This window comes from Amycolatopsis sp. WGS_07, from assembly GCF_045278895.1.
In the GTDB taxonomy this organism is placed as follows: domain Bacteria; phylum Actinomycetota; class Actinomycetes; order Mycobacteriales; family Pseudonocardiaceae; genus Amycolatopsis.
The window spans coordinates 3,784,021-3,808,046 of the sequence record NZ_CP136053.1 but is presented as its reverse complement, the minus strand read 5'-3'; the positions used below and the strand labels follow the sequence as shown (position 1 = coordinate 3,808,046).

Here is a 24,026-nt window from a genome sequence, read left to right as displayed (position 1 = left end):
GTTGCGTTACGCTGGGTACATGCCTCGCCCCCGAACCCACGACGAAACCCTCCGGCTGAAGCTCCTGGACCGGGCGGGCGAGCTGATCTCCGCCGACGGCCCGAAGGCGCTGTCGCTGCGCAAACTGGCCGCCGACTCCGGCACGTCGACCACGGCGGTGTACTCGCTGTTCGGCAGCAAACCGGACCTGGTGAACGCACTGTACGTGGAAGGCTTCCGCCGCTTCGGAGCCCGCCTAGCGCGGGTCCCCCTGTCCGGCGACCCAGTAACCGACCTGGTGCGGCTGGGCATCGCCTACCGCGAAAGCGCCCTAGCCGACCCGCACCTGTACGCGATCATGTTCAGCCGCTCGGTGCCAGGCTTCGAACCCAACGCCGAGGCCGACCAGGTCGCCCAAGCCACCCTGGCCCCGCTGACCGGAGTGGTCCGCGCCGCGGTGGCGTCCGGGCAATTCCAGGACGTGGCCCCCGAACTGATCACCGTGAGCCTGTGGGGTTTCGTGCACGGTTTGGTATCCCTGGAACTGTCCGGCCGCCTGCCCGACGGCTTCAGCGTTTCCGACGCGTACGAAAAAGCCTTGCACGCCAACGCTTCCGGCTGGCTCACCTAGCCCCGTACTGCCGGTCCCCCGCGTCCCCGAGCCCCGGCACGATGAACCCGGAATCATTGAGCCGCTCGTCAACACTCGACGTGACCACCCGAACCGGCAACCCAGTCTGCTCCAGATGGGCAAGCCCCTCCGGAGCGGCAAGCGCACAAATGGCGGTGACATCGGTAGCCCCGCGATCGGTCAGCAGCCGAATCGTGTACTCCATCGAGCCACCAGTCGCGAGCATCGGATCAAGCACCATCACCGGCCGATCCGCGAGCGACTCGGGCAGCGACTCGAGATAAGGAGTCGGCTTGAGCGTCTCCTCGTCGCGAGCAAGCCCGACAAACCCCATCTGCGCGTCCGGAATCAGCTTGTGCGCCTGGTCGGCCATACCCAGCCCAGCCCGCAAAACCGGCACCAGCAACGGCGGACTGGCCAGTCGATAAGCATCAGTACGCGCAACCGGAGTATGGATGCGCTCAGTCCGCACAGGCGCGTCACGCGTGGCTTCGTAAACAAGCATGACGGTCAACTCATGCAGCGCGGCCCGAAAGGCAGCACTGTCCGTCCGAGCGTCCCGCATAGTCGAAAGACGAGCCTTAGCCAGCGGGTGATCGACGACGTGCACATCCATGCCGCACAACTTAGCGGCCCAGTACCCGCCCCGCCGCCGGTTCCCCACGCGTTCGTGGGCCCGATTACTTCCGTGAGGGCCACCTTCACAGCCCCTGATTCCCCCAGGGTTCCCCTCACAGCCAGCCCGACCCACCCACCACCCCGCAGCCGACGCACCCACCCCAGCCGTGCACCCACACCACCCCCGCACCCCGATACGAAGCCAAAATGCGGTCTGGGGGTGCTTGTCAAGGCATCTTTCCCGCCTTGACAAGCACCCCCAGACCGTCAGCACAATCGGGCTTCGGGGTGCCCCACGCCAGCCCCCGCAGCAATGTCGCCGCCAGGCGACGAGCCACCCCTACCGAGCCTCAGCAAACCACCGAACCCACCGCCGCTGCCAAGGCGTCTCCACCGCCCGAGCGTGATGGTTCTCCCGAACCCAAGCCACGGCTTCCTCCGCCCCCACCCCACCCATAGTCACGAGGCAAGCCAGCACAGTCCCAGTCCGCCCCACCCCACCAAGACAAGCCACCTCCACCCCTTCCCCAGCAACCGCCCGCTCATGCAGCCCGAGAATCTCCCCCCGAGCCCCCTCCCGATCCCGAGGCAGCCAGAAATCCGGCCACAACACCCACCGCCGCTCCCACCTCAACGACGCGTCGTACTTATCCCGCATCCGCCGAGACCCCAAATACAACCCAAACTCCGGCTCCGGCCCCTCCGGCTCAGGCCGCCCCAGCCCCCGCCCCCGCACTTCAACCCCATGGGGAAGCACGAGCGTCCCCACCAACGCAGCATCCATCACGCCATGATTCCCCAATCCACCGTTAGATGGACCCGAGCCGGACCCGACAGGGCTAGGCTGCCCCAGGTGAGTGAAGACCCAGCCACCCCGGGCCCTGACCAGATGCGCGTGTCGGACGCCGATCGGGAGCAGGTCGCGCAGGTCCTGCACCAAGCGTTGTCCGAGGGCCGCATCACGATCAACGAACTCGAAGAGCGGCTGTCCAGCGTCTACGCCGCGAAAACGTTCGGCGACCTCAAACCGGTGACCGCCGATCTGCCCGGCAGCGCCGCGGTCGCCACCACCGCGTCGGCCGCGCTGCAGCCCGCTCCCTCGCGCGCGCTCGGGCTGCCGGACAACCGCGTCGGCGGGCATCCCGGCTCGGCCGTGTCGATCGGCGTGATGTCCGGGGCCGTGCGCAAGGGAAGCTGGGTCCTGCCGCAGCAGCACACGACTTTCGCGTTCTGGGGCGGGGCCGAGATCGACCTGCGCAGGGCCCGGTTCGCGGAGAAATCGTGCACGATCACCGCCATCGCGATCATGGGCGGGATCGAGATCACCGTGCCCGACGACATCAACGTGAACGTCACCGGCATCGGCTTCATGGGCGCGTTCCAGCTGGAGGACAAGTCCGGTGCGCCGCCAGCGCCGCCGACCGCCCCGACGGTGACGATCAACGGCCTCGGTTTCTGGGGCGGCGTCGTCGTGTACCGCAAGCCGGCGAAGGATCTGAACGCACCGCAGATCGAGTCCTGAACCCGAACGCACACGGCACCGACAAAAACCGCCGCCCGTCCGGCGTCGCTGTGGACAACTGCGCGCCGGTGACCAGCTGTCCACAGATTCCGGTGAGCGGCCCGGCGCCTGCTGTCGCGCACTTACACTCAGCGGTATGACAGCTACCACCAGCCCGGCAGCGGCAGCGGAAACCCCGTCGCCGCTGACGGACGTCACTCGCGACGAAGCGAGCTTGCGGCGGTTCCTGCACGGGCTGCCCGGTGTCGACCAGGTCGGCGTCGAGCAGCGCGCGGCGGGGCTCGCGACCCGGAGCATCAAAAGGAAGCCAAGCGGTGGGCGATCGACACCGCGGTGTCGATGGTCGACCTGACCACGCTCGAGGGAGCCGACACGCGCGGCAAGGTCCGCGGGCTCGCCGCCAAGGCGATGCGGCCGGATCCCGAGCGGCAGGACTGCCCGCGCGTCGCGGCCGTGTGCGTGTACCCGGACCTGGTGGAGACGGCCGTCGAAGCGCTCGCGGGCAGCGGGGTGCGGGTGGCGAGCGTCGCCACCGGCTTCCCGGCGGGCCGCACGAGCCGCGAGGTGAAACTGGCCGACACGCGGCTCGCGGTCGAAGCAGGCGCGGACGAGGTCGACATGGTGATCGACCGCGGCGCCTTCCTCGAAGGCCGCTACCTCGAGGTGTTCGACGAGATCCGCGCGGTGAAGGCCGCCTGCGGTTCGGCGCACCTGAAGGTGATCCTCGAAACGGGCGAGCTGGCGACGTATGACAACGTGCGCCGCGCGTCCTGGCTCGCGCTGCTGGCCGGCGGGGACTTCATCAAGACGTCCACCGGCAAGGTGTCGCCCGCCGCGACGCTGCCGGTCACGCACGTGATGCTGCAGGCCGTGCACGACTGGCACGAGCGCACCGGCGAACTGCGCGGGGTCAAGCCCGCGGGCGGGATCCGGACGACGAAGGACGCGATCAAGTACCTGGTCGCCGTGCACGAGGTCGCGGGCGAGCAGTGGCTCACGCCGGAGCTGTTCCGGTTCGGCGCGTCGAGCCTGCTCAACGACCTGCTGCTGCAGCGGCGCACCCAGGTGGACGGCCACTACAGCGGCCCCGACTACGTGACGGTGGACTGACATGGGCATCTTCGAATACGCGCCCGCGCCGGAATCGCGCGCACTGGCCAATCTGAAAGAGCACTACAAGCCGTTCATCAACGGCGAGTTCGTCGACGGTTCCGGTGAGCCGCTCAAGACGATCAACCCGGCCACCGAGGAGATCCTCGCCGAGGTCGGCACCGCGTCGGCGTCCGATGTGGACACCGCGGTGAAGGCCGCGCGCAAGGCGTACACGTCGGTCTGGTCGAAAATGCCGGGCACGGAGCGGGCGAAGTACCTGTTCCGCATCGCGCGGCTGATCCAGGAACGCTCGCGCGAGCTGGCGGTGCTGGAGACGCTGGACAACGGGAAGCCGATCAAGGAATCGCGCGATTCCGACGTGCCCACCGCGGCCGCGCACTTCTTCTACCACGCGGGCTGGGCGGACAAGCTCGGCTACGCGGGCTACGGCCCGGACCCGAAGCCGCTCGGCGTCGCGGGCCAGGTGATCCCGTGGAACTTCCCGCTGCTGATGCTGGCGTGGAAGATCGCCCCGGCGCTGGCCACCGGCAACACCGTGGTGCTGAAGCCCGCCGAGACCACGCCGCTCACCGCGCTGGTGTTCGCGGAAATCTGCCAGCAGGCGGAGTTGCCGCCGGGCGTGGTGAACATTCTTCCGGGAGCGGGCGACATCGGAGCGTCCATTGTGGAGCATCCGGACGTCGACAAGATCGCGTTCACCGGCTCCACCGAGGTCGGCAAGCTGATCCAGCGCACCGTCGCGGGCACCCGCAAGAAGCTGACCCTGGAGCTGGGCGGCAAGGCGGCGAACGTGGTGTTCGACGACGCCCCGCTGGACCAGGCGGTGGAGGGGATCGTCAACGGGATCTTCTTCAACCAGGGCCACGTCTGCTGCGCGGGCTCGCGGCTGCTGGTGCAGGAATCGGTGGCCGAGGAGGTACTGGAGAAGCTCCGGTACCGCGTCTCGACACTGCGGCTGGGCGATCCGCTGGACAAGAACACCGACCTCGGCGCCATCAACTCGGCCGAGCAGCTGGCGAAGATCCGCGGCCTGGTCGAATCCGGCGACGCCGAAGGCGCGCAACGCTGGACCAGCCCGTGCCCGGTGCCTGACCGCGGTTTCTTCTTCGCGCCAACGGTGTTCTCCGAAGTGCACCAGTCGATGCGGATCGCCCGCGAGGAGATCTTCGGCCCAGTGCTGTCGGTCCTCACCTTCCGCACGCCGGAAGAAGCCGTGGCGAAGGCGAACAACACGCCGTACGGGTTGTCCGCGGGCATCTGGACCGAGAAGGGTTCGCGCATTCTGTGGATGGCGAACCAGCTCCGGGCAGGCGTTGTCTGGGCCAATACGTTCAACCGCTTCGACCCCGCCGCCCCGTTCGGCGGCTACCAGGAGTCCGGTTTCGGCCGCGAGGGCGGGCGCACCGGTTTGGAGGCCTACCTCAATGTCTGACCGGATTTCCGTCGCCAAAACCTACAAGCTCTACATCGGCGGCAAATTCCCCCGCTCGGAATCAGGCCGGGTCTACCCCGTCACCGATACCAAGGGCGCTTTCCTGGCCAATGCGGCCCACGCCTCCCGCAAAGACCTGCGCGACGCGGTGTCCGCCGCCCGCAAGGCCTTCCCCGGCTGGTCGTCGGCAACTGCTTACAACCGGGGCCAAGTGCTCTACCGCGTCGCCGAGGTGATGGAAGGCCGCCGCGCCCAGTTCGCCGCCGAGGTAGCCGCCTGCGAAGGCGTCCCCGCGAAGAAGGCCGAGTCCCTTGTGGACGCGGCCATCGACCGCTGGGTGTGGTACGCGGGCTGGACCGACAAAATCGCCTCGGTCCTCGGCGCCGCCAACCCGGTAGCCGGCCCGTACTTCTCCTTCACCACACCCGAGCCGACCGGGGTCGTCGGAGTCCTCGCACCGCAAGAGTCGTCGCTGCTTGGCCTGGTCACCGTCCTGGCCCCCGTCCTGGCCACCGGCTCCACCGCGGTCCTGGTCTCCAGCGCGGACCGCCCGCTGCCCGCCATCACTCTCTCCGAGGTACTGGCCACCTCCGACATCCCCGGCGGCACCGCCAACATCCTGACCGGCCGCGCCGCGGAACTGGGCCCGTGGCTGGCCTCGCACGGAGACGTCAACGCACTCGACCCGACCGGAGCCACCCCCGCCGACCGCGTCACCCTGGCCCAGGAAGCCTCCGGCACGGTGAAGCGAGTCCTGTCCGTCCCGGACGCGGAACCGGACTGGACCGCCGAACCAGACCTGTCCCGCCTGCGGCGGTATCTGGAAGCGAAAACCGTCTGGCACCCGATGGGCGTGTAACTCACAGGTTTACCTACACCCGCCGATCGGACTACTCCCCGATCGGCGGGTTTCGTTTTACTCTGCAGACAAAATGCGCGGCGGGCAGGTTTACCTCCTTAAGTTGAGGCGGTTAACCCGAAAGGACTACCGTGAATTACGCCGCGCTCAGCAAGCCATTACACCCATTTGCCAATCAAAGTTTCTCGCAGCCACCACCAGGGCAAACAGTCAGATTCGCGCAATTTCTCCAGCCCTCCAGCGATTTCCTGCGAATACAGTTCACCCCCACGACTTACCGCACTCCGTCGGCTACGGTAAATATCGCCGAGAGGCGCCGAACCGACCGTTGCGCGAAATGTCCGCCGTGTCTTGGGGAGGGCGAGGACATGGACCAGCCTGCCGCCGACGCAGGTAAGAACTGGCTGCCAGACATCACCATCACCGACGGCACCGGTTCCCCGCCCGGCCCAGGCTTCACCATGAGCCGCGACGACGCCCACAGCATGCTCCGCCTGGCCAAACAGGCCCGCGACGAGTTCAACAAGATGCGGAACAGAGCAAAATATTTAACCAGGCTAACTCCACCCGCGGACGAGCCGGCAAGCAACGACTACAACGAGCGGCTCACTGGCCAGAACCCTGGAGACGGAGCGTTCGGTGCCGGCCTGGCGAACGTCTCCCGCATGTACGCCTACGCGGATGAGCTTGTCCGAAAACTGGAGCAGGCACTCGGGATCACGGAAAGCTCCGACGAAGCCGCGGCCGCCGACGTGGAGGCAGCCGGTTCCCCGACAGGGTTCGCCGGATGAACCGACGCTCCCTAACGCCGCTGCTCGCGGCCATCGGCACGGCCGCAGCCAGTTGTTCGGGCGGCAATGCGACGCCTGCCTCTTCCGTACCGTCACCACCAGCAGCTTTGCCTTATGCAGGCGCACCGAAAGTCGAGCATCCCCTGCCGTCTTCAGTCTTGTCCGGCGACCCCTGCCGAGACCCGCTGACCGCAGGGCAGCTCAAAGAGATCCTGGGGACCACGACTCCGCCCAAATCCGAGGACATTCCGGCAACCGGACCAACCTGCCACTGGGGAAATCTGGATTCCGGGGCCGGACTGGACATTTTCTACGACATCCGTACCCGCCAAGGCCTCAGTTCGGTCTATCAGAACACCAAACCCAAGACGACGACGTGGCGGCCGCTTCCGCTGATCCAGGGTTTCCCCGCAGTCGCTTTTTCCATCAACACTGGTTCCAGGGTTGATGATTCCTGCGACGTGAGCGTCGGGATCGCGGACGACTACACCGTCGACGCCGCACTGAACCTCGGCCGCGGTAAAGCCGGAAAAGCCGACCCGTGCGAACTGACCGCGAAGGTCGCCGACATGGTCGTCACCAACCTTCGACAACGGGCGGGTTCGTGATGGGATTCTTCGAGATTGTCGAGGACGTCGGCCACTGGGTCGGCGAGCACATCGACGATCTCGGCAAGTTCTATTCCGTCGCGCTGCAAGCCGACACCGGCGCCGAGGCGATGCCCGCGCCCGAACTGGCCCAGAAGGTGCTCTCCGGGCCGGGCACGTCCGTCTGGCACGAGGGGGCCAGCCAGGCCGCCCAGCTCAGCAGTCAGCACCACGAGGCGAGCGATCTGGTCTCCCGGATGAGCACCGGACTGGAATCCGCCTGGACCGGCCGGGCCGCGGACGCCGCGCAGACGCGGATTCGGGCCTTGGCGGAAATCACCTCGGTATCCGCGGCGATCTACACCACCAACGGGGCGAATCTATCCGACGTCGCGCACGGCTTCGATGCCATGAAAACCTCCCTGCAGCCGATGCCGGACAAGCCACCGCAGCGGACCTTCGTCGACCGGATTACCCCGTGGGACACCGACGCGGAGCGGGAGATCAACCACTACAACGCGGTGGCCCAGCACAACGTCGACCGGTATCAGGCCTACGTCCAGCACGCTCGCACCGGCAGCCAGCAGCTCCAAACCGACTACGGCCGGCTCGACAATTTCGGCGGGCCGGGCAGCACGATCGCTCCCGGCCCGCCGCCGCGAAGACCGGGGGCGCATTCTCCGGAGCCTCCGGGCCGCCCGCCCTCGGGGAGCGGGCCATCCGCGGCGCACAATCCCGCCGGCGCCCCCGAATCGCCCGCAACCCGGGGGCCAGACGCATCCGGGCCGACCACGGCACCGAGAACCGGCGAGCAGACAACGACTTCCGGACGGACACCGCCACCCGGTGAGCAGACGACAACCTCCGGAGCGACGCCGTTGCCGGATCCGGCGAAGACCGGAGGCTGGGGCCCAGCCACCGCAGCACCCCACACCGGCAGCACCTCATGGCCACCGGGGTTCGTCGGCGGAATTCCCGAGCAGGGAAGAAAAACCGGCTCCATCAGCGGCAGAACAGGCGAGCCCCGAGGCGGTGAAGACAGCCGCGCGGGCAAGAATCCCCAAGGCGAAACCCGCGGCCGAACGGGCGGCCCACCCCGCCCCGGAACCGGCGAAAGAGCGCCCACAGCAACCAATCCAGCACGCGGCACCCCCGGCTCCCGAGGCGCACCCGGCGTAGGCGGGGTCACCCCGACCCGCGGCAAAGACGACGAGGCCAAAGACCACCACCGCAAGTACGGCCTGGACAACGACTCCGCCTTCGCTCTCACCGACGAGGACGGCGAGCGCGTCGTGGATCCGCGCACCGGCCTGCCGCCGACACCACCGACCATCGGCGGCTAAGGGGCCGCGGCCATGCCCATCCTCGAGAGACCGGTCCGGATGCCGCGGTTGGTTTTCCTCGCCGTGTGGAATCACGAGAAACTCGGCGATCCGCCCGTCGTGGTCGAGCACGCGCCGATGTTCATGACCGACGAGTTCGCCGAGAAGCTGCGGGTCCAGTCGTACGGGCTGCTGGCGCGGTTCGGGCTCGCGGCGAGCGGCGCGCCCAGTCCTCGGCTGCGCGACACTCTCGAATTGCTCGCCGAGGCCCGGCGCGAGGTGTACTCCTGGAGCGATTTCGGCAATCGCCGCGGGGACAATGGGGCGATTCTCGTCGCGGCCGCCGGGCGGGAGGCCGTGCGGCTCGTGACGGACAACCGTTCGGTTCAGCTCGAACCCGTTTCGCCGCGCGACATCGGCGGCAGGCTGGTCGATCTGCTGCCCCGGTGCGATCCGGCGAAGCTCCGGCCGATCAAGGTGCCCAAGGACTACTACGACAGCGCCGCCGCCGATCCGCTCGCCGACTCGTCGGCCAGCGCGGACGAGCTGCGCCACCTCATGCGGGCCCAGCGCGACGCGGTGCACCTGATGCACGTCGCCGTCCGGGCGCCGGACGGGAGCCGGACGCACAGCACGCCGCTGTCCGCGATCGACCTCACCGGGCGCGGCCGGGTGCTGAGCTTCGTCAGTCCGGGCAGCGACGGCGAACCGCAGATCAACGTCTACTCCGGCACCCGCCCGCACCTCGTCGAGGCGCTGGCGCTGACGCTCGCCGAACTTGCCTGAGCGACCATCACGGGGACTAAGCATTTCGCGTGACAGCTCTATGCTTTCGCGAAATTCTCTGCCAACATGAGTTATTGGCGAAATTTCGCCACCTCGTGTCCCGTACAGACGCCGTCAGCACGTCAGGAGGACTCCGCATGACCCTGCAGCCCGCCCAGCCCGAAGAAGCTCTCGCCCTCGAGTTCCTCGGCACCACCAGTGCCGGCGGCAACTGCCCCAACGCTTACCGCACCAATCGCGGCACCTACGTCGTCCAGGGCTACCGGGTCACCGACGCCCATGCGCTGCGGCAACTGCGGGAACGCGGCTTGCCGGACACCGAGACGGCCGTCGAAATCCCCGCCGGCCTGCTCAAGTTCTTCCCTCCGGAAGCCTGATCCCGGCGTCCGGCGCGGGCAAGGCAAGGGATCCCGGCGATCCAGACCCACTAGGCGCCCCGGATTTCTCGAAACTCGACCCCAGGTGTGGGAAGATGCCATCGGGTTCGAGGAATTCCGCATGCGATAGCGAGGTCGAGTGCCTACCAGTTTCGAGAAACGCCGGGCAGAACTCGGCGACCGCCTGCGCCGGCTCCGGGTCGACGCAGGCTATGAGACTGGCAAGGATTTCGCCAAGGCCATCGGCTGGAACGCGCCCAAGGTCAGCAAGATCGAGAACGGCAGGCAGACGGTCGGCGACGACGATCTCGACACCTGGATCGCCGCCGTCGGCGGGCCGCCGGAACTCGCCGCGCAGCTGCGGGAGCAACTGGTCGAGGTCCGCGACGCGCACGCCAGCTGGAAGGACAAGGTCCGCGACGGACACCGGGCCCGGCAAGAGGAATCCATTGCCCGGGAGGCCCGCGCGATGCGGATTCGGGCGGTCGATCTCCGGATTGTCTCCGGATTACTGCAAACCCCGGAGTACGCGCGGCACACCCTGCTCGCGCACGCCCGGATCCACGGCGGCGGGCAGGACATCACCGAGGCGGTCCGGGCGCGGATGCAGCGCCAGCAGATCCTCTACGAACCCGGCCGGACCATCGAACTGCTCACGTCCGAAGCCGCGCTGCGCTATCCGAACGCGCCGCACGAGGTGATGGTCGCCCAGGTGCACAAGCTGCTCGCGCTGCTCGGCACCCCGAACATCCGCTTCGGCATCATCCCCGCGGACGTCGTCCTGCCCTACCCGGTCACCGCCGACTTCTGGGTGGTCGACGACGTCGCGATGGTCGAAACCCCGGAGGGCGAGCACATCGCGAGCGACGCCGACCCGTACAACGAGGTCGCGGATCTACTGTGGACAGTCGCGGCCGAGGGCGAGGCCGCGCGGGCGGTGCTGCTGCGGGTCCTCGACTCGCTCACGCGCACCGCCCCGCCCGGCTGAGCCCTTACTCCGTGGGCGCGGCACCGCCGGTCAGCGCGCCGACGTCGATGGTGTGGCTGTCGGCGCTGGCGTCCACCGCGCCGAAGGCCCAGTCCACCGTCACGTTCGGGTCGATCGGGTCCCCGTGCGGGTTGGAGGCGGCCGGGGCGGTCACGGTCACCGCGTTCGGCGTCTGCTGCTCGTCGTCGGCCCCGATCGCGGTCCAGTGCAGCGGCACGTACGCCGACGAACCGTTCGCGATCAGCACCGGCGGGGCGTCGGCGGGCGCCTCGTTGTTCACCAGGACGTTGTGCGCGCCGACGAGGCCGACGTCAGCCCGGCCAGGCAGAACGCAGCGCTCGCCGGGGTTCGCGGTGAACTGCAGCGCGGCCTGGCGCTGGCCCGCTCCGGCCCCGCCGTAGACGAGCTTCGTGCTGAACTGGTTCGCCGTGCAGGGCAGCGCCGACGAGGCCGACGAGTCAGCGGTCGCGGCACCGGCCGTCCCGGCGAAGATCGCGGCGGCACCCCCGGCGACAGCAGCGGTGATGGCGATTCGGCGGATGTTCTTCATGTTTCGTCCCCTCTCGTGGTTCCGGCGGCTCCGCACCGGCTTTCACGAGATAAGACGTCCCCGACCGGACCGCGATGGCCCGTTGTGGGATCACCCCCACCCGAGCAACCCAAGATCGCCCGCCGCGTCCGAGGAAAGGGTCAGAGCAGATCTTCCTTGCCGATCGGCCGCCCCGGCAACGGGGTCGCCGGACCGGCGCGCAGGCCGTCGATCATGATCGCGATGTTGCGGGCAGTCGCCATCTCCGGCGACTTCAGCCGATGCGCGGGCAGCTGCCGGATAAGCCGGGCGAACAACACCGCGACGTCACCCGCGCCGACGTCCTTGCGCAGCGTCCCCTCCGCCTGCGCCCGCCCGACCAGCCCTTCGACCTCGAGCAGCACCTCTTCGCGCAGGCGCGCCACTTCGGGATCGTCCTTGAGAATTTCGTGCGCCCGCTGCGAAAGCATCGCCAGCTGCATCGACAGCTGCAGTTCCGCCCCTTGGTACAGCAGTTGCACCAAGGCTTCCCACGCCGACGACGCTTCCGTCGACAGCCGCCTGGCGTCGTGCAGCACGCCCGCGAAGTTGTCCACCGCCACCGCGCGGATGAGCGCGTCGCGGTCCGGGAAGCGCCGGTAGAGGGTGCCGACGCCGACGCCTGCCGCGCGCGCGATCTCCTCCATCGGGACCTCAGGCCCGTGGCTGGCGAAGATGACACGGGCCGCGGCGATGATCTGGTCGCGGTTGCGCTGCGCGTCCGCCCGCAACGGCGCCTCGGGGTCTGCACTCATAGCCCGGCCTTCCCTCCTCCGGTTCGCGCGAATTCTCGCATGCCGGACCAGCTGCGCAAACGTGCCCGGGACGCGGACGGGACAGCGATTATCACCCCGTTGCTAGTGGACGAGGATCCTCCACTTCGGTACCTTGGGCAGTGAACCGGAATGTAATCCTCCACATTCATTCCGTAACGGGGCAAACCCACCACAGGGGGTTCAGATGACCGAAGTCGCCCAGCCCAGCCGCACCCAGCCGGAGCAGGCCGCATTCCCGATGAAGCGGACCTGCCCGTTCGCGCCGCCGCCGGAGTACGACCGGTTCCGCGACGCTCGCGCGCACTACGTCGAGCTTGAACACACCGGTCAGCGCGCCTGGGTGCTGAACCGGCACGAGGACCTCCGGGCGATGCTGAACGACCCGCGGTTCAGCTCGGATCGCTTCAACCCCGGCTTCCCGGTCCTGTTCAAGGACGGCCAGCAGCGCCGCCCGCGGCTGCGCCCGTCGCTGATCGCGATGGACGCACCGGAACACGGCCCGGCGCGGCGCAGCGTCGTCGGCGAGTTCACCGTCAAGCGGATGAAGGCGTTGCAGCCGCGCATCCAGGAGATCGTCGACCAGCACATCGACGCGATGCTGGCCGGCGACAAGCCCGCCGACCTGGTGTCCGCGCTTTCGCTGCCGGTGCCGTCGCTGGTGATCTGCGAGCAGCTCGGCGTCCCGTACTCCGACCACGACTTCTTCCAGACGCACAGCTCGCGGCTCCTCAACCGCGAAACCGGCTTCGAAGAACGCAGCAAGTCAGTCGAAGCGATGCAGAACTACCTGTCCGACTTGGTTTCTGCGAAGGAAACCGCACCAGCAGACGATCTGCTCAGCCGCCAGATCGAGAAGAAGCGCGAGGAAGGCACCTACGACCACAACGACCTCGTGTCGCTGGCCTTCCTGCTGCTCATCGCCGGACACGAGACCACCGCGAACATGATTTCGCTCGGCACCGTCGCGTTGCTGGAAAACCCGGACGCGCTCGCCGCGATCAAGGAGGACCCGGGCAAAACCCTCGACGCCGTCGAGGAATTGCTGCGCTACTTCACCATCGCGGAGTTCGCCACCACCCGCGTCGCGCTCGAGGACGTCGACATCGCAGGCGTCACCATCAAGGCCGGCGAAGGCGTGCTCGGCCTGAGCTACGCGGCCAACTTCGACGCCGACGTCTTCCCGGAGCCCGAGCGGTTCGACATCACCCGCGGCGGCCGCCACCACGTCGCGTTCGGCTTCGGCGCGCACCAGTGCCTCGGCCAGAACCTCGCGCGGATGGAACTGCAGATCGTGTTCGACACCCTGTTCCGCCGCATCCCGACGCTGAAACTCGCCGCGCCGGTCGACCAGTTGCCGTTCAAACACGACTCCGGCGTCTTCGGGCTGTACTGCCTCCCGGTGACCTGGTGAAGGGGGAACGATGACTACCACTGAAGAACTCCACATGCCGGTCGCCCGCACCTGCCCGTTCTCCCAGCCGGAGCAGTACGTCCGGATGCGCGAGGAAAGCGCGCTCGCCCGGGTGCGGCTTCCCGGCGGCAACGAGGCGTGGGTCGCCACGCGGCACGAGGAGGCCCGGCAGATCCTCGGCGACCGGCGGTTCTCCTCCGACCGGTTCCTGCCGAACTTCCCGTTCCTGGCCGAGGGCGGGGCCGCGATCCTCACCAATCCCAAGCAGAAGGCCATGATCGGGATGGACGCGCCCGAGCACAGCGAGGCCCGCCGGGAGGTGCTCGGCGAGTTCACCGTGAAGCGGGTCGAGGCGATGCGGCCGCGGATCCAGGAGATCGTCGACGGCCTGATCGACGAGTTGCTCGCCGGGCCGAAACCGGCTGACCTGGTGGAAAAGCTGTCGTTGCCGGTGCCGTCGCTGGTGATCTGCGAACTGCTCGGCGTCCCGTACACCGATCACGACTACTTTCAAGAGCGCACGATGGCGCTCATCCGGCGCAGCACCAGCGTCGAAGACCGCAAGCAGGCCTCCGCGGAGCTGCGCGAATACCTGAGCGGGCTCGTCGCGTCGAAGGAGAAGGCCCCGTCCGACGACCTGCTCGGCAGGCAGATCGTCAAGCGCCGCGAGGAGGGCACCTACGACCACGACGCGATGATCGGCCTGGCGTTCCTGCTGCTGGTCGCCGGGCACGAGACCACCGCGAACATGATCTCGCTCGGCACCATCGGGCTGCTGGAGAACCCCGGGCAGCGCGCGACGATCGAGGCCGACCCCGGCAAGACGCTCCTCGCGGTCGAGGAACTCCTTCGCTACTTCACGATTGTCGAAGGCGCAACCGCCCGCGTCGCGACCGAGGACGTGGAGATCGGCGGCGTCACGATCAAGGCCGGCGAGGGCGTGCTCGTGCTGGGCTACGCCGCGAACTGGGACCCGGAGGTGTTCGAGAGCCCGGAAAAGCTCGACCTCGAACGCGGCGCGCGCCACCACGTCGCGTTCGGTTTCGGGCCGCACCAGTGCCTCGGCCAGAACCTCGCGCGGATGGAACTGCAGATCGTGTTCGACACGCTGTTCCGCCGCATCCCGACGCTGAAACTCGCCGCACCGGTCGACCAGATCCCGGTCAAGGAGGACGCCACGATCTTTGGCCTGTACCAGTTGCCGGTGACCTGGTAGAGATCAGAGTGCTCCCACCACAAGCCAGGAAGAGGCCATCATGAAGATCATCGCGGACACCGGCAAGTGCGTCGGCGCCGGCCAGTGCGTGCTCACCGAGCCCGCGCTGTTCGACCAGAGCGAGGACGACGGCACGGTCATCGTCCTCAACGACACTCCGGACGGCGAGCTGGTCGAGAAGGCGCGCGAGGCCGTGAACATCTGCCCGAGCCAAGCGCTTTCGCTGGAGGAGTGACCTGACCGGTCCCCGGCGCCGTGCCGGGGACCGGCTTTCAGGAGGTCAGACGGACGGCGGTCACCGCGGCGGTCGAGTAGTTCGTCGTCAGGCGGCCGCCGCGAGCGTCGATGGCGGCGCCGACCTCGGCCAGGATCTGGTCGCGTTGCTCCGGCGTCGCCACCGTGACGCCGCCCTGCGTGGCGAGCAGATCCAGCCACTCGTCGCGGGTGTAGTCCTGCGTCCATTCATAACGCCAGTTCTCCGCTTCGGCGAACGCGCCGGTTTCGGACAGGCCAGCCGCGGCCTTGTCGAGCATCGGCTGATAGGCGTCCGCGCTGGGGCTTTTCAAGTAGTTGCCGCTGAACGGCGAGTCCGGCATCGCCCGGCGCAGCGCGTCCGCCAGTGCCTGGGAAATTTCTTCCGGCGGCATGAAGACGTGCCAGAACGCGGCGAACCGCCCGCCCGGCCGGAGCACCCGCGCGGCTTTCGCGGCTCCCGCGACCGGGTCGACCCAGTGCCACGCCTGCCCGGACACGAGCGCGTCGAACGTCCGTCCGGCTGGGTCCCAATCCTCGAATTTCGCGACCTCGACGGCGAAACCGCGCCGGGCGAACTCCGCCATCCGCGCGTCCGGCTCCACGCCGAGCACGACGGCGCCGTGGTCCTGGAGCTGTCGCCCCTCGATGCCAGTGCCGCAGCCGACGTCGAGAAAGTCCTTCCCCGGGCTCGCCTTGACGAGCGCGGCGACCAGTTCGTCCGGGTAACGCGGGCGAGCCCGGTCGTAGCGCGCGGGATCGACGCCGAACGACTCGGCCATGGTCCGGTGCTGATGCGGTTCGGGACGAGGTAAAGTGGGCATGTGCCCACCATAGTGGGCAAGCGCCCACTATGGCCAGAAGGGACTGCCGAGTTGCCCACCGGGATCCATCTCCGTGACGTTCGCGCTCAGCTTTTCGACGCCGCGGAACGGGTTTTGCTGCGCGACGGCCCGAGCGGCCTCACCAGCCGCGCCGTCACCACCGAGGCGGATTGCGCGAAGGGCGTGCTGCACCGGCATTTCGAGGATTTCGACGCGTTCCTCGCCGCGCTGGTGCTCGACCGGATCCACCGGCTCGAAGCCCGCGCGGACGACCTGCGCGCCGGAGCCGGCGACCTGGTCGAAACGGTGGCCGAAGTGCTCACCGAGGTGTTCTCGTCGGTCGCGGTGTCGATCGTCGCCCTGATCACCTTCCGCGACGAACTCCGGCACCGCCTCCGCTCGGCACGGCCGGGCCCGGGGATCCCGCTGGCGACGGACGCGGCGCACGTGCTCGCGGATTACCTTGCGGCGGAGAAAGAACTCGGGCGGCTCACGCCGGATGCCGACGTGCAGACGCTGGCGCCGACGCTGATCGGGGCTGGGCACCTGCTCTTCGCCGATCGCACGGGGGAAGCGCCCAGCGAGGAGGCGGTGCGGCAGATGGTGGCGACTGTGCTCGCAGGAGTGCTCACCCAACGCCAGTAGCCAGCGCAGCCACCGACAGGGCCAACGCACCCAGCGCGCCCACCACCCCGTAGCGCGTCAACGTGCGTTGCTGCCGGACGTACAACCCGACCGCCCCAGCGAACGCGAGACCACCAGCGATAAACCACGGTCCCCACAAGTAGAGATACCAACCGACCAGGTCGGACAACGCCGGGTCGACCGCGACGGCACCGGTCTTGACCAGCACGCCCTGCACGACGAACAGCCCGCCGTGCCAGGTCAGCAGGATCGCCGCGCCACCGCCACACAACACCGTCACCCGGCTGAGCCACCGGCCGCGCGGCCGAGTCAGGCTGACACCGATCACGGCACCGAACAGTTTCAGCAGACCGGTGACCACCAGAACGGCCACAAACCACGGCACCCGGTCCTCAGCGAGCTTCACCAGCGACGGCGACACCGTCGACCGCGCGCCGAACGTGGTGCCGGTCGCCCAGACGAAGCTGGGGATCGCGAACAAGAATCCCCAGGCAGCTGCGACGTAACCGGGCCATGTGCGCAGCTGCGCCTGGGGATCTGCTTGCTTCAAGGTCATGCGTCAAGCGTCGTCCGAACCGCGGCGAAAAGGATCGGACGCGCGGGGGAGGCACCTCCCCGCGAGAGCTAGGTTCAGCCCAGCCGCAACGTCGTTTTCGGGTCGAACGCGTGCGTCTCGCCCTCGCCGCGCAACGCCACGCGCACGTTGTCGCCGATCCTCGGCGGCGTCCGCCCGTCCACCCGGACCACGAACCGGTCGTCGCCGACCTTCCCGTGCAGGTAGGCGTCCGCGCCGAGTTCCTCGACCAGCTCCACCACCAGTTCGAAGCCGTCCTCCGCCTCGCCGACCAGGCGCAGCGACTCCGGACGGATGCCGAACACGATCTCCGACAGCCCGGCCGCGGCCGTCCGCGCCTCGGTGGGCAACGGCACCACCAGATCGCCCAGCTGAACCCCGCCGTCGGACAGCGGCAGCGTCGCCAGGTTCATCGCCGGCGACCCGATGAACCCGGCCACGAACGAGTTCTCCGGCTTCTCGTACAGCGACCGCGGCGAAGCGCATTGCTGCAGCACGCCGTCCTTCAGCACGGCCACCCGGTCGCCCATCGTCATGGCCTCGACCTGGTCGTGCGTCACGTAGATGGTCGTCGTGCCAAGGCGTTGCTGCAGTTTCGCGATGTTGGCGCGGGTTTCGACCCGCAATTTCGCGTCCAGATTGGACAGTGGTTCGTCCATCAGGAACACGCTCGGCTCGCGCACGATCGCCCGGCCCATCGCCACGCGCTGCCGCTGCCCGCCGGACAACGCCTTCGGCTTGCGGTCGAGGAAGCGGGTCAGGTCGAGCATCTTGGCCGCCTCGTCGACCCGCTTCTTGATGTCAGCCGCCGAGAAACCGCGCAGCTTCAACGCGAAACCCATGTTGTCGGCGACCGTCATGTGCGGGTACAGCGCGTAGGACTGGAACACCATCGCGATGTCACGGTCCTTCGGCGGCAGGTCCGTCACCTCGCGGTCGCCGATCCGGATGGCACCCTCGTTGACGTCCTCCAGTCCGGCGAGCATCCGCAGCGCGGTGGACTTTCCCGAGCCGGACGGGCCGACCAGCACGAGAAATTCGCCGTCCGGCACTTCGAGGCTCAACTGGTCGACCGCGCGGACGCCCGGGTTGCCGGGATAAACCCGCGATGCCTTGTCGTAGATCACTTCAGCGGACATCTGCGTTCTCCCTTACTTCACAGCGCCCATGGAAAGCCCGCGCACCAGGTGGTTCTGCGCGATCCAGCCCACGATCATCACCGGCAGCGAGGCCAGCAGCGCGGCGGCGGACAGCTGAGCCCAGTACAGGCCCTCGCTGGTGATGAAGCCGACCAGGAACACCGGCACCGTGCCGGCCCGGGCGGCGGTGAGGTTGACCGCGTAGAAGAACTCTGTCCACGAGAAGATCACGCAGATCAGCGCGGTCGCGGCGATACCGGGCGCGACCACCGGCATGATGATCTTGCGCAACAACGTCGGCAGATTCGCTCCGTCGATCCGCGCCGCCTCGATCATTTCTCCCGGCACCTCAAGGAAGAACGACCGCATCATCCAGATCGCGAGCGGCAGGTTCATCGCGGTGTACAGAATGATCAGCGCCCACACGGTGTCCAGCAGATTGGTGTTCTGCGAGATCACATAGAGCGGGATGATCGCCGCGACGATCGGCAGCATTTTGGTCGACAGGAAGAAGCTCAACGCGTTCTTCGTGCCCTTCACCGGAGCCAGCGACAGCGCGTACGCGGCCGGAATTCCCAGCAGCAGCACGAGCAGCGTCGAAACCACGGTGACGAACGCCGAGTTTCCCAGGTACGGCAGGAAGCCGCTGTTGAGGACGTTCGAGATCTGGTCGAACGTCGGGGTGAAGAACAGCTTCGGCGGATCGGTGTAAGCGTCGTTTTCCTGTTTGAACGCGGTGAGAATCATCCACAGCAACGGGAAAACGAACAGGATCGCGACGATCCAGGTGGCGACGGTCAGCGCGCCCGGACCGTAACGGCGTTTAGTCCGGCGCTGCGGGGGCGGCGCGGTGTCGGTGGCGGCGGGCGAGGCGGTGGCGGTTGCGGTGCTCACTTGACTCCTCCGTCCACGGAGAACGCGCGGAACATCAGCCGCAGTGCGAAAGTCGCGACGATCATCGTCAGGATGACCACGACGACCCCCATCGCGGACGATTGGCCGATGTCGAAGCCCTCGAACGCGCGCTGGTAAATGTAGAACGGCAGGTTCGTGCTGGCCGTGCCCGGACCGCCTTGCGTCATCAGGAAAATCGCGTCGAAGCTGTTCACGATGTAGATCGCGCCGAGCAGCGTGGCCAGCTGAAGGAACCGCGACAGGTGCGGCAGCGTGATCGACACGAAGGTGCGCCAGCGGCTCGCACCGTCCACAGAGGCCGCTTCCAGCACCTCCTTCGACTGGCTCTGCAGCCCGGCGAGGATCAGCAGCGTCATGAACGGCGTCCACTGCCAGACGATCTGCGCCATCACCGCGGCGAGCGGGAACTGCGAAAGCCAATCGATGTCGGTCCCGAACACGAAATGCAGCAATCCGAACGTCGGGTCGAACATCGTGGTCTTCCACAGCAGCGCGCCGGCCGCCGGGAGGATCAGGAACGGCGTGATCAGCAGCGTGCGGACGAAACCGCGGCCGAAGAACTTCCGGTCCAGCAACACGGCGAGCCCGAGCCCGAGCAGCAGTGCGAGGAACACGCAAACCACGGTGAGCAGCACGGTGTTCACCAGCGCGCCGAGGAACGTCGTGTCGGTGAAGACGTCGACGTAGTTGCGGAAGCCGACGAAATGCCGCGACCCCGGCCGGACCAGGTTCCACGACTGGAACGAGTAGAACACGGTGAGCAGGAAGGGAATCTGCGTCACCGCGATCACGAAGATCAGCGCGGGCAGCAGCGGCAGCCGCCGTTTCCCGGCCGAACCGGTCACTTTCTTCGCGACGGGCGGTGCGGTCGCCGGCGCGGTTCCGGCGGGGACGGAGAGGGTGCTCATTTCTGCACCTCCTGATAGGACTTTCCGACGGATTCCGCGTATTTCTGCGATTGCGCGAGCGCGTCGGCGACGGAGGTCTGACCGGCGATCGCGGCGGACAGCTGCTGGCTCACCCGGGTGCCGAGGTCCTGGAACTCCGGTATCCCGACGAACTGAATGCCGGGGTAAGGCACCGGATTCACCATGGTCTTCTGCTGGTTGGCCGCCGCGATACCGTCCAAAGTGGGCTGTGCGTAGGCTTTCGCGGCTTCCTTGTACTGCGGGATTTCATAGGTGGACTTGCGCGTGCCCGGCGGCACCCGGTTCCAGCCGTAGGTCTCGCCGACCTTCTTCGCGTAGTCCTTGTTCGTCATCCACGCCATGAACTTCCAGGCGTCGTCCTTGTTCTTGCCGACCTTCGGAATGCCCAGCGACCAGGTGTAGAGCCAGCCGCTCGCCTGCGTCTTCTCCACCGGCGCGGCGACGTAACCGTTCTTGCCGCCGACGTGGCTGGTCTTCGGGTCTTCCGTGGTGCCGGTCATCGACGTGGCGTCGTACCACATCGCGGCGTTGCCCTGCGCGTACTTCGTGCCGCATTCGGTGAACCCGGCACTCGATGCGCCGACCTCACCGTGATCGCGCAGCAGGTTCACGTAGAAGTTGGCCGCATTGGTGAACTCCGGGCTGGTGAGCTTCGCGTTCCAGTCCTTGTCGAACCATTGCGCGCCAAAGGTGTTCGCCACCGTGGTGAACGGTGCGAGGCTTTCGCCCCAGCCGGGCTTGCCGCGCAGGCAGATCCCGGAGATACCAGCCTGCTTGTCGTCGAGTTTCGCGGCGAAATCGGCGATCTGCTGCCACGTCGGGTGCGGCGGCATGCTCAGCCCGGCCTTCTGGAACAGGTCCTTGCGATAGACCACAAAGGACGATTCACCGTAGAACGGCACCGCGTACATCTGGTTCTCATACGACAGCGACTGCCGGATGCTCGGGATGAAGTCGCCCTCGTCGTACCCAGGTGTCGCCTTCATGTGCGGTTCGAGGTTTTCCAGCCAGCCGTTGGCGGCCCATTGCGGAGCCTCGTAATTGCTGATCATCACCACGTCGAACTCGCCGCCCTGGGTGGCGGTGGACGCGGTGATCTTGGCCCGAGCCTCGTTTTCCGGCAGGGACACGAACTTCAGTTTGATCCCGGGGTTGGCCTGTTCGAACTCGCCCTTGAGCGAGATGGCGTCCTTCATCTGCGGATTGGACACGATCGCGACGACCAGTGTCCGCCCGCCGGTGCCGAGCGCCCCGGCTCCAGCGCATCCCGTCACTAACAACGCTGTCGCGGCAAGGAGGCACAGGAGTTTACGCACGGCCACCACCTCCGGGGAGCACCTGGATCTTGAGGCCGGACCCGCTGCGCATCTTCGCCAGCGCCTCGGGATATTGCTCCAGCGGAAGGGTGTCGGTGATCAGCGCGTCGGTGTCGATGTAACCGTTCGCGACGAGATCGAGCGCATTGCCGTAGCTGTTCAGCACGGCCATCGAGCCGACGATAGTGATTTCGTCGTTGTAAATGCGGAACGGCGAAAGCGCCACGCGTGCTTCGGCCGGAGCGACGCCGAACACCAGCAGCCGGCCGCCGCGGCGAAGCGCGTTGAACGCCGCCTCGATCGCGGGTGCCGCGCCGGTGCAGTCCACCGCGGCATCAAAGCGTTCATCGTCCAATTCGGACACATCGGAGGCCACCGCAGCCGCGCCGAGGTCGGTCGCGCGGGGCAGCCGCGCCGCGTTGCGGTCGACCATCGTCACGTGCGCGCCCGCACGCAGCAGGAGCTGCTGCATGATCAGGCCCATCGTGCCCGCGCCGACCACGAGGAAGCGTTCGCCCGCCTCGACGCCGATCCGGCGCACCCCGTGCACCGCGCAGGAAACGGGTTCGACCAGCGCGCCCTGTTCCCAGGTCATCGAGTCCGGCATCTGGTGGCAGGTGTCGGCGGGCACCGCGACGTACTCGGCGAAGGCACCGTTGACCGTGTCGCCGGTGGCGTTCCAGTTCGCACAGAGGTTGCCGTGCCCGGACCGGCACGGGGTGCAGTATCCGCAGTAGATCGACGGGTCGACCGCGACCCGGTCGCCGACCTTCCACGCGGCGGGCACGTCCGCGCCGAGTTCGACGATCTCCCCGGAGAACTCGTGCCCGGGAACGATGGGATACGGGGTCGGCGGGAAATGCCCGTCGGCGATGTGCAGGTCCGTGCCGCAGATCCCGCAGGCACCCACCTTCACGACGACCTGGCGCTCCCCGGGCTTCGGATCGGGAACCTCGCCGACCCGGATCTCCCCGGGCCGGTCCACGATCGCGGCGCGCATGCGTCATCACCTTCCAAGATGCTCATTTGAGCGATTTTCACTTATGCTGCAGGTAACATGCGTAGGCATTAGAGGCCGCTGCCTGCGGATCCGTCAACCGGCAAAGCTCATTTTTGCGCTATCCTGCTCATGTGAGCAGGAAAAAGGGGCCACCGCCGCTGACCGAGACGCTGCTGCTGGCGACCATGGCCAGGCGGTTCTACCTGCAGGGCGCCTCGAAACTGGAGATCGCCGACGAGTTCGGCATGAGCCGGTTCAAGGTCGCGCGGATGCTGGACGCCGCGCGCGACAGCGGGCTGGTGCGGATCGAGTTCGACCTGCCCGCGCCGATCGACGTCGACCTGTCCGACGACATCCGCCGCGCCTACCGGCTGGACCGCGTGCTCGTGCTCGAACGAGCATCGGAGAAGGAACCGCGCGAGATCGTCCGGAAGCAGGTCGGCGCGCTGGCCGCCCGGCTGCTGGAGGAGATCGCGACCATCGACGACGTCATCGGGCTGTCCTGGGCGCGGTCGGTCAACGCGATGACCGAGGCGATCCGGACCCTGCCGCGCTGCCCGATCGTGCAGTTGTGCGGGGTGCAGGCCGGAATGGACATGCGCGGCCGTTCGGTGGAGACGGTCAGCCGCGTGACGTCGGTGTCCGGCGGCGATTCGTACCCGATCTTCGGCCCGCTCGTCCTGCCCGACCGGCGGACCACCGAGATCCTGCGGCACCAGCCGGGCATCGCGGAAACGTTCGCACAGTTCGGAAAACTCACCAAAGCCGTGGTCAGCATCGGCTCGTGGGAGGCCGGCGAGTCCACTGTGTACGACGCACTGGACGAGGCCGAACGCGCCGCCATCGCCGCGCGGGGCGCGACCGCCGAAGTCGCCGCGCGGCTGTTCGACGCGGACGGGAATTCGCTCGGCACCGGGCTGGCGCACCACGTGCTGGCGATCAGCCACGAGGAGCTGATGGCGGTCCCCGAGGTGATCGCGATCGGCTACAGCCGCCCGAAAGCCGAGGCCGTGGACGCCGTGCTGCGGTCCGGGCTGGTGTCGACGCTGGTCACCGACGCCGCGGCCGCCGTACCGCTGCTGGAGCTGGCGCGGGCGAGGCCGTTGCCGGAGCCTTCGTGAGCCAGCTGCGCCGCCACCACCCGATCCCCGTACTCCGCCGCCCAGCGCCCGAACCCCTCGATCGGCCCGAGGAAACTCACCCCTAGCTCGGTGAGCTGATACGCCCCCTCCGCGCGCTCGAGGAGCCCGTCGCGTTCCAGCTTGCGCACCGCCTCGGTGAGCACCTTCGCGCTGATCCCGCCGATGCGCGTGCGCAGTTCGCCGTGCCGGAGCGGGCCGTTCTTCAGTGCCCACAGCACGACCGGGTGCCAGGTGTTCGCCACCAGGTCGAACGCGAGCCGGGTGCGGCAGTCGGCGATGAACTCCATGGTTACCTTTCGGTTCCTGCCAAGGTC

At 67.8% G+C, this 24,026-nt stretch carries 26 protein-coding genes and 2 pseudogenes; 16 read left to right on the top strand and 12 right to left on the bottom strand.

The genetic code is table 11. From position 1 onward, the window contains the following. Window positions 1-19: 19 nt before the first annotated feature. A complete protein-coding gene (locus RPX00_RS18215; protein ID WP_406640830.1) occupies window positions 20-610 on the top strand; it encodes a TetR/AcrR family transcriptional regulator in 591 nt (196 codons plus the stop codon). Here the strand turns inward: RPX00_RS18215 and upp are convergent. After that, complete coding sequence (gene upp, locus RPX00_RS18210) at window positions 603-1,226, bottom strand: uracil phosphoribosyltransferase (RefSeq protein WP_406640828.1); 624 nt, start codon at window positions 1,224-1,226, stop codon at window positions 603-605. The two genes, RPX00_RS18215 and upp, sit on opposite strands and share 8 nt — an antisense overlap. Before the next feature lie 342 nt (window positions 1,227-1,568). Further along, on the bottom strand, window positions 1,569-2,012 hold the full coding sequence (locus RPX00_RS18205) for a protein tyrosine phosphatase (protein ID WP_406640826.1): 444 nt from the start codon (window positions 2,010-2,012) through the stop codon (window positions 1,569-1,571). Between the two features lie 105 nt (window positions 2,013-2,117). On the opposite strand from RPX00_RS18205, the gene RPX00_RS18200 reads away from it, so the two are divergent. The 10 genes and pseudogenes from RPX00_RS18200 (at window position 2,118) to RPX00_RS18155 (ending at window position 11,005) form a co-directional block, all read left to right on the top strand. After that, window positions 2,118-2,750, top strand: coding sequence for a DUF1707 domain-containing protein (locus RPX00_RS18200; protein ID WP_406642978.1), 633 nt, complete (start codon window positions 2,118-2,120; stop codon window positions 2,748-2,750). 136 nt (window positions 2,751-2,886) lie between these two features. Then, window positions 2,887-3,860: pseudogene (gene deoC, locus RPX00_RS18195) on the top strand (deoxyribose-phosphate aldolase). Between the two features lies 1 nt (window position 3,861). Next, a complete protein-coding gene (locus tag RPX00_RS18190) occupies window positions 3,862-5,295 on the top strand; it encodes an aldehyde dehydrogenase family protein (RefSeq protein WP_406640825.1) in 1,434 nt (477 codons plus the stop codon). Next, window positions 5,288-6,154, top strand: a complete 867-nt coding sequence (locus RPX00_RS18185) for an aldehyde dehydrogenase family protein (RefSeq protein WP_406640823.1) — start codon at window positions 5,288-5,290, stop codon at window positions 6,152-6,154. The genes RPX00_RS18190 and RPX00_RS18185 overlap by 8 nt, the downstream gene beginning before the upstream one ends. A 368-nt stretch (window positions 6,155-6,522) precedes the next feature. Next, the gene (locus RPX00_RS18180) at window positions 6,523-6,945 is read left to right on the top strand and encodes a hypothetical protein (RefSeq protein ID WP_406640821.1); all 423 of its coding nucleotides are present in this window, start codon (window positions 6,523-6,525) and stop codon (window positions 6,943-6,945) included. After that, entirely contained in the window at window positions 6,942-7,553 is a 612-nt protein-coding gene (locus RPX00_RS18175) for a DUF3558 domain-containing protein (RefSeq protein ID WP_406640819.1), read from the top strand. The genes RPX00_RS18180 and RPX00_RS18175 overlap by 4 nt, the downstream gene beginning before the upstream one ends. Further along, complete coding sequence (locus RPX00_RS18170; RefSeq protein WP_406640818.1) at window positions 7,553-8,875, top strand: hypothetical protein; 1,323 nt, start codon at window positions 7,553-7,555, stop codon at window positions 8,873-8,875. The genes RPX00_RS18175 and RPX00_RS18170 overlap by 1 nt, the downstream gene beginning before the upstream one ends. 12 nt (window positions 8,876-8,887) lie before the next feature. Then, window positions 8,888-9,640, top strand: a complete 753-nt coding sequence (locus tag RPX00_RS18165) for an ESX secretion-associated protein EspG (RefSeq protein ID WP_406640817.1) — start codon at window positions 8,888-8,890, stop codon at window positions 9,638-9,640. Window positions 9,641-9,777: 137 nt separating this feature from the next. After that, window positions 9,778-10,017 carry a hypothetical protein gene (locus tag RPX00_RS18160; RefSeq protein ID WP_406640814.1) on the top strand — a complete coding sequence of 80 codons (240 nt, stop codon included), beginning with the start codon at window positions 9,778-9,780 and terminating at the stop codon, window positions 10,015-10,017. A 139-nt stretch (window positions 10,018-10,156) separates the two neighbouring features. Then, window positions 10,157-11,005, top strand: coding sequence for a helix-turn-helix domain-containing protein (locus RPX00_RS18155; RefSeq protein WP_406640812.1), 849 nt, complete (start codon window positions 10,157-10,159; stop codon window positions 11,003-11,005). Window positions 11,006-11,009: 4 nt separating this feature from the next. Here the strand turns inward: RPX00_RS18155 and RPX00_RS18150 are convergent, their stop codons facing one another. Further along, window positions 11,010-11,555: a DUF4232 domain-containing protein gene (locus tag RPX00_RS18150; RefSeq protein WP_406640810.1), complete on the bottom strand. Its 546-nt coding sequence runs from the start codon at window positions 11,553-11,555 to the stop codon at window positions 11,010-11,012. A gap of 140 nt (window positions 11,556-11,695) precedes the next feature. Continuing rightward, window positions 11,696-12,328, bottom strand: coding sequence for a TetR/AcrR family transcriptional regulator (locus RPX00_RS18145; RefSeq protein WP_406640808.1), 633 nt, complete (start codon window positions 12,326-12,328; stop codon window positions 11,696-11,698). Between the two features lie 205 nt (window positions 12,329-12,533). Here RPX00_RS18145 and RPX00_RS18140 point away from each other — a divergent pair, with 205 nt between their 5' ends. From RPX00_RS18140 to RPX00_RS18130, 3 genes are read left to right on the top strand one after another with little or no spacing between them, the layout of a single operon-like run. Further along, a complete protein-coding gene (locus tag RPX00_RS18140; RefSeq protein ID WP_406640806.1) occupies window positions 12,534-13,760 on the top strand; it encodes a cytochrome P450 in 1,227 nt (408 codons plus the stop codon). A gap of 10 nt (window positions 13,761-13,770) precedes the next feature. Beyond that, window positions 13,771-14,976, top strand: a complete 1,206-nt coding sequence (locus tag RPX00_RS18135) for a cytochrome P450 (protein ID WP_406640804.1) — start codon at window positions 13,771-13,773, stop codon at window positions 14,974-14,976. Between the two features lie 40 nt (window positions 14,977-15,016). Continuing rightward, window positions 15,017-15,211, top strand: coding sequence for a ferredoxin (locus RPX00_RS18130; protein WP_037356317.1), 195 nt, complete (start codon window positions 15,017-15,019; stop codon window positions 15,209-15,211). A gap of 37 nt (window positions 15,212-15,248) precedes the next feature. Here RPX00_RS18130 and RPX00_RS18125 read toward each other — a convergent pair whose 3' ends face one another. Next, window positions 15,249-16,052 (bottom strand): class I SAM-dependent methyltransferase, encoded by an 804-nt coding sequence (locus RPX00_RS18125; RefSeq protein WP_406640803.1) that lies wholly within the window; start codon window positions 16,050-16,052, stop codon window positions 15,249-15,251. A gap of 51 nt (window positions 16,053-16,103) precedes the next feature. On the opposite strand from RPX00_RS18125, the gene RPX00_RS18120 reads away from it, so the two are divergent. Then, window positions 16,104-16,697: a TetR family transcriptional regulator gene (locus RPX00_RS18120; protein ID WP_406640801.1), complete on the top strand. Its 594-nt coding sequence runs from the start codon at window positions 16,104-16,106 to the stop codon at window positions 16,695-16,697. Here RPX00_RS18120 and RPX00_RS18115 read toward each other — a convergent pair. The 6 genes from RPX00_RS18115 to RPX00_RS18090 form a co-directional block, all read right to left on the bottom strand. Further along, a complete protein-coding gene (locus RPX00_RS18115; protein ID WP_406640799.1) occupies window positions 16,681-17,253 on the bottom strand; it encodes a DUF3995 domain-containing protein in 573 nt (190 codons plus the stop codon). The two genes, RPX00_RS18120 and RPX00_RS18115, sit on opposite strands and share 17 nt — an antisense overlap. A gap of 74 nt (window positions 17,254-17,327) precedes the next feature. Then, entirely contained in the window at window positions 17,328-18,410 is a 1,083-nt protein-coding gene (locus RPX00_RS18110) for an ABC transporter ATP-binding protein (protein ID WP_406640798.1), read from the bottom strand. 12 nt (window positions 18,411-18,422) lie between these two features. Then, entirely contained in the window at window positions 18,423-19,211 is a 789-nt protein-coding gene (locus tag RPX00_RS18105; RefSeq protein ID WP_406642976.1) for a carbohydrate ABC transporter permease, read from the bottom strand. A gap of 89 nt (window positions 19,212-19,300) precedes the next feature. Then, the gene (locus tag RPX00_RS18100; RefSeq protein ID WP_406640796.1) at window positions 19,301-20,233 is read right to left on the bottom strand and encodes a carbohydrate ABC transporter permease; all 933 of its coding nucleotides are present in this window, start codon (window positions 20,231-20,233) and stop codon (window positions 19,301-19,303) included. Further along, window positions 20,230-21,570 carry an ABC transporter substrate-binding protein gene (locus tag RPX00_RS18095; RefSeq protein WP_406640794.1) on the bottom strand — a complete coding sequence of 447 codons (1,341 nt, stop codon included), beginning with the start codon at window positions 21,568-21,570 and terminating at the stop codon, window positions 20,230-20,232. The genes RPX00_RS18100 and RPX00_RS18095 overlap by 4 nt, the downstream gene beginning before the upstream one ends. Further along, window positions 21,563-22,570, bottom strand: coding sequence for a zinc-dependent alcohol dehydrogenase family protein (locus tag RPX00_RS18090; protein WP_406640792.1), 1,008 nt, complete (start codon window positions 22,568-22,570; stop codon window positions 21,563-21,565). Before RPX00_RS18090 ends, RPX00_RS18095 begins: the two co-directional genes overlap by 8 nt. A 131-nt stretch (window positions 22,571-22,701) precedes the next feature. Here RPX00_RS18090 and RPX00_RS18085 point away from each other — a divergent pair, with 131 nt between their 5' ends. Continuing rightward, a complete protein-coding gene (locus tag RPX00_RS18085) occupies window positions 22,702-23,691 on the top strand; it encodes a sugar-binding transcriptional regulator (protein ID WP_406640791.1) in 990 nt (329 codons plus the stop codon). Window positions 23,692-23,696: 5 nt separating this feature from the next. On the opposite strand, the pseudogene RPX00_RS18080 reads toward RPX00_RS18085, so the two are convergent. Then, window positions 23,697-23,999 (bottom strand): annotated as a pseudogene (locus RPX00_RS18080) (winged helix-turn-helix transcriptional regulator); the annotation flags it as partial. Window positions 24,000-24,026: the final 27 nt, after the last annotated feature.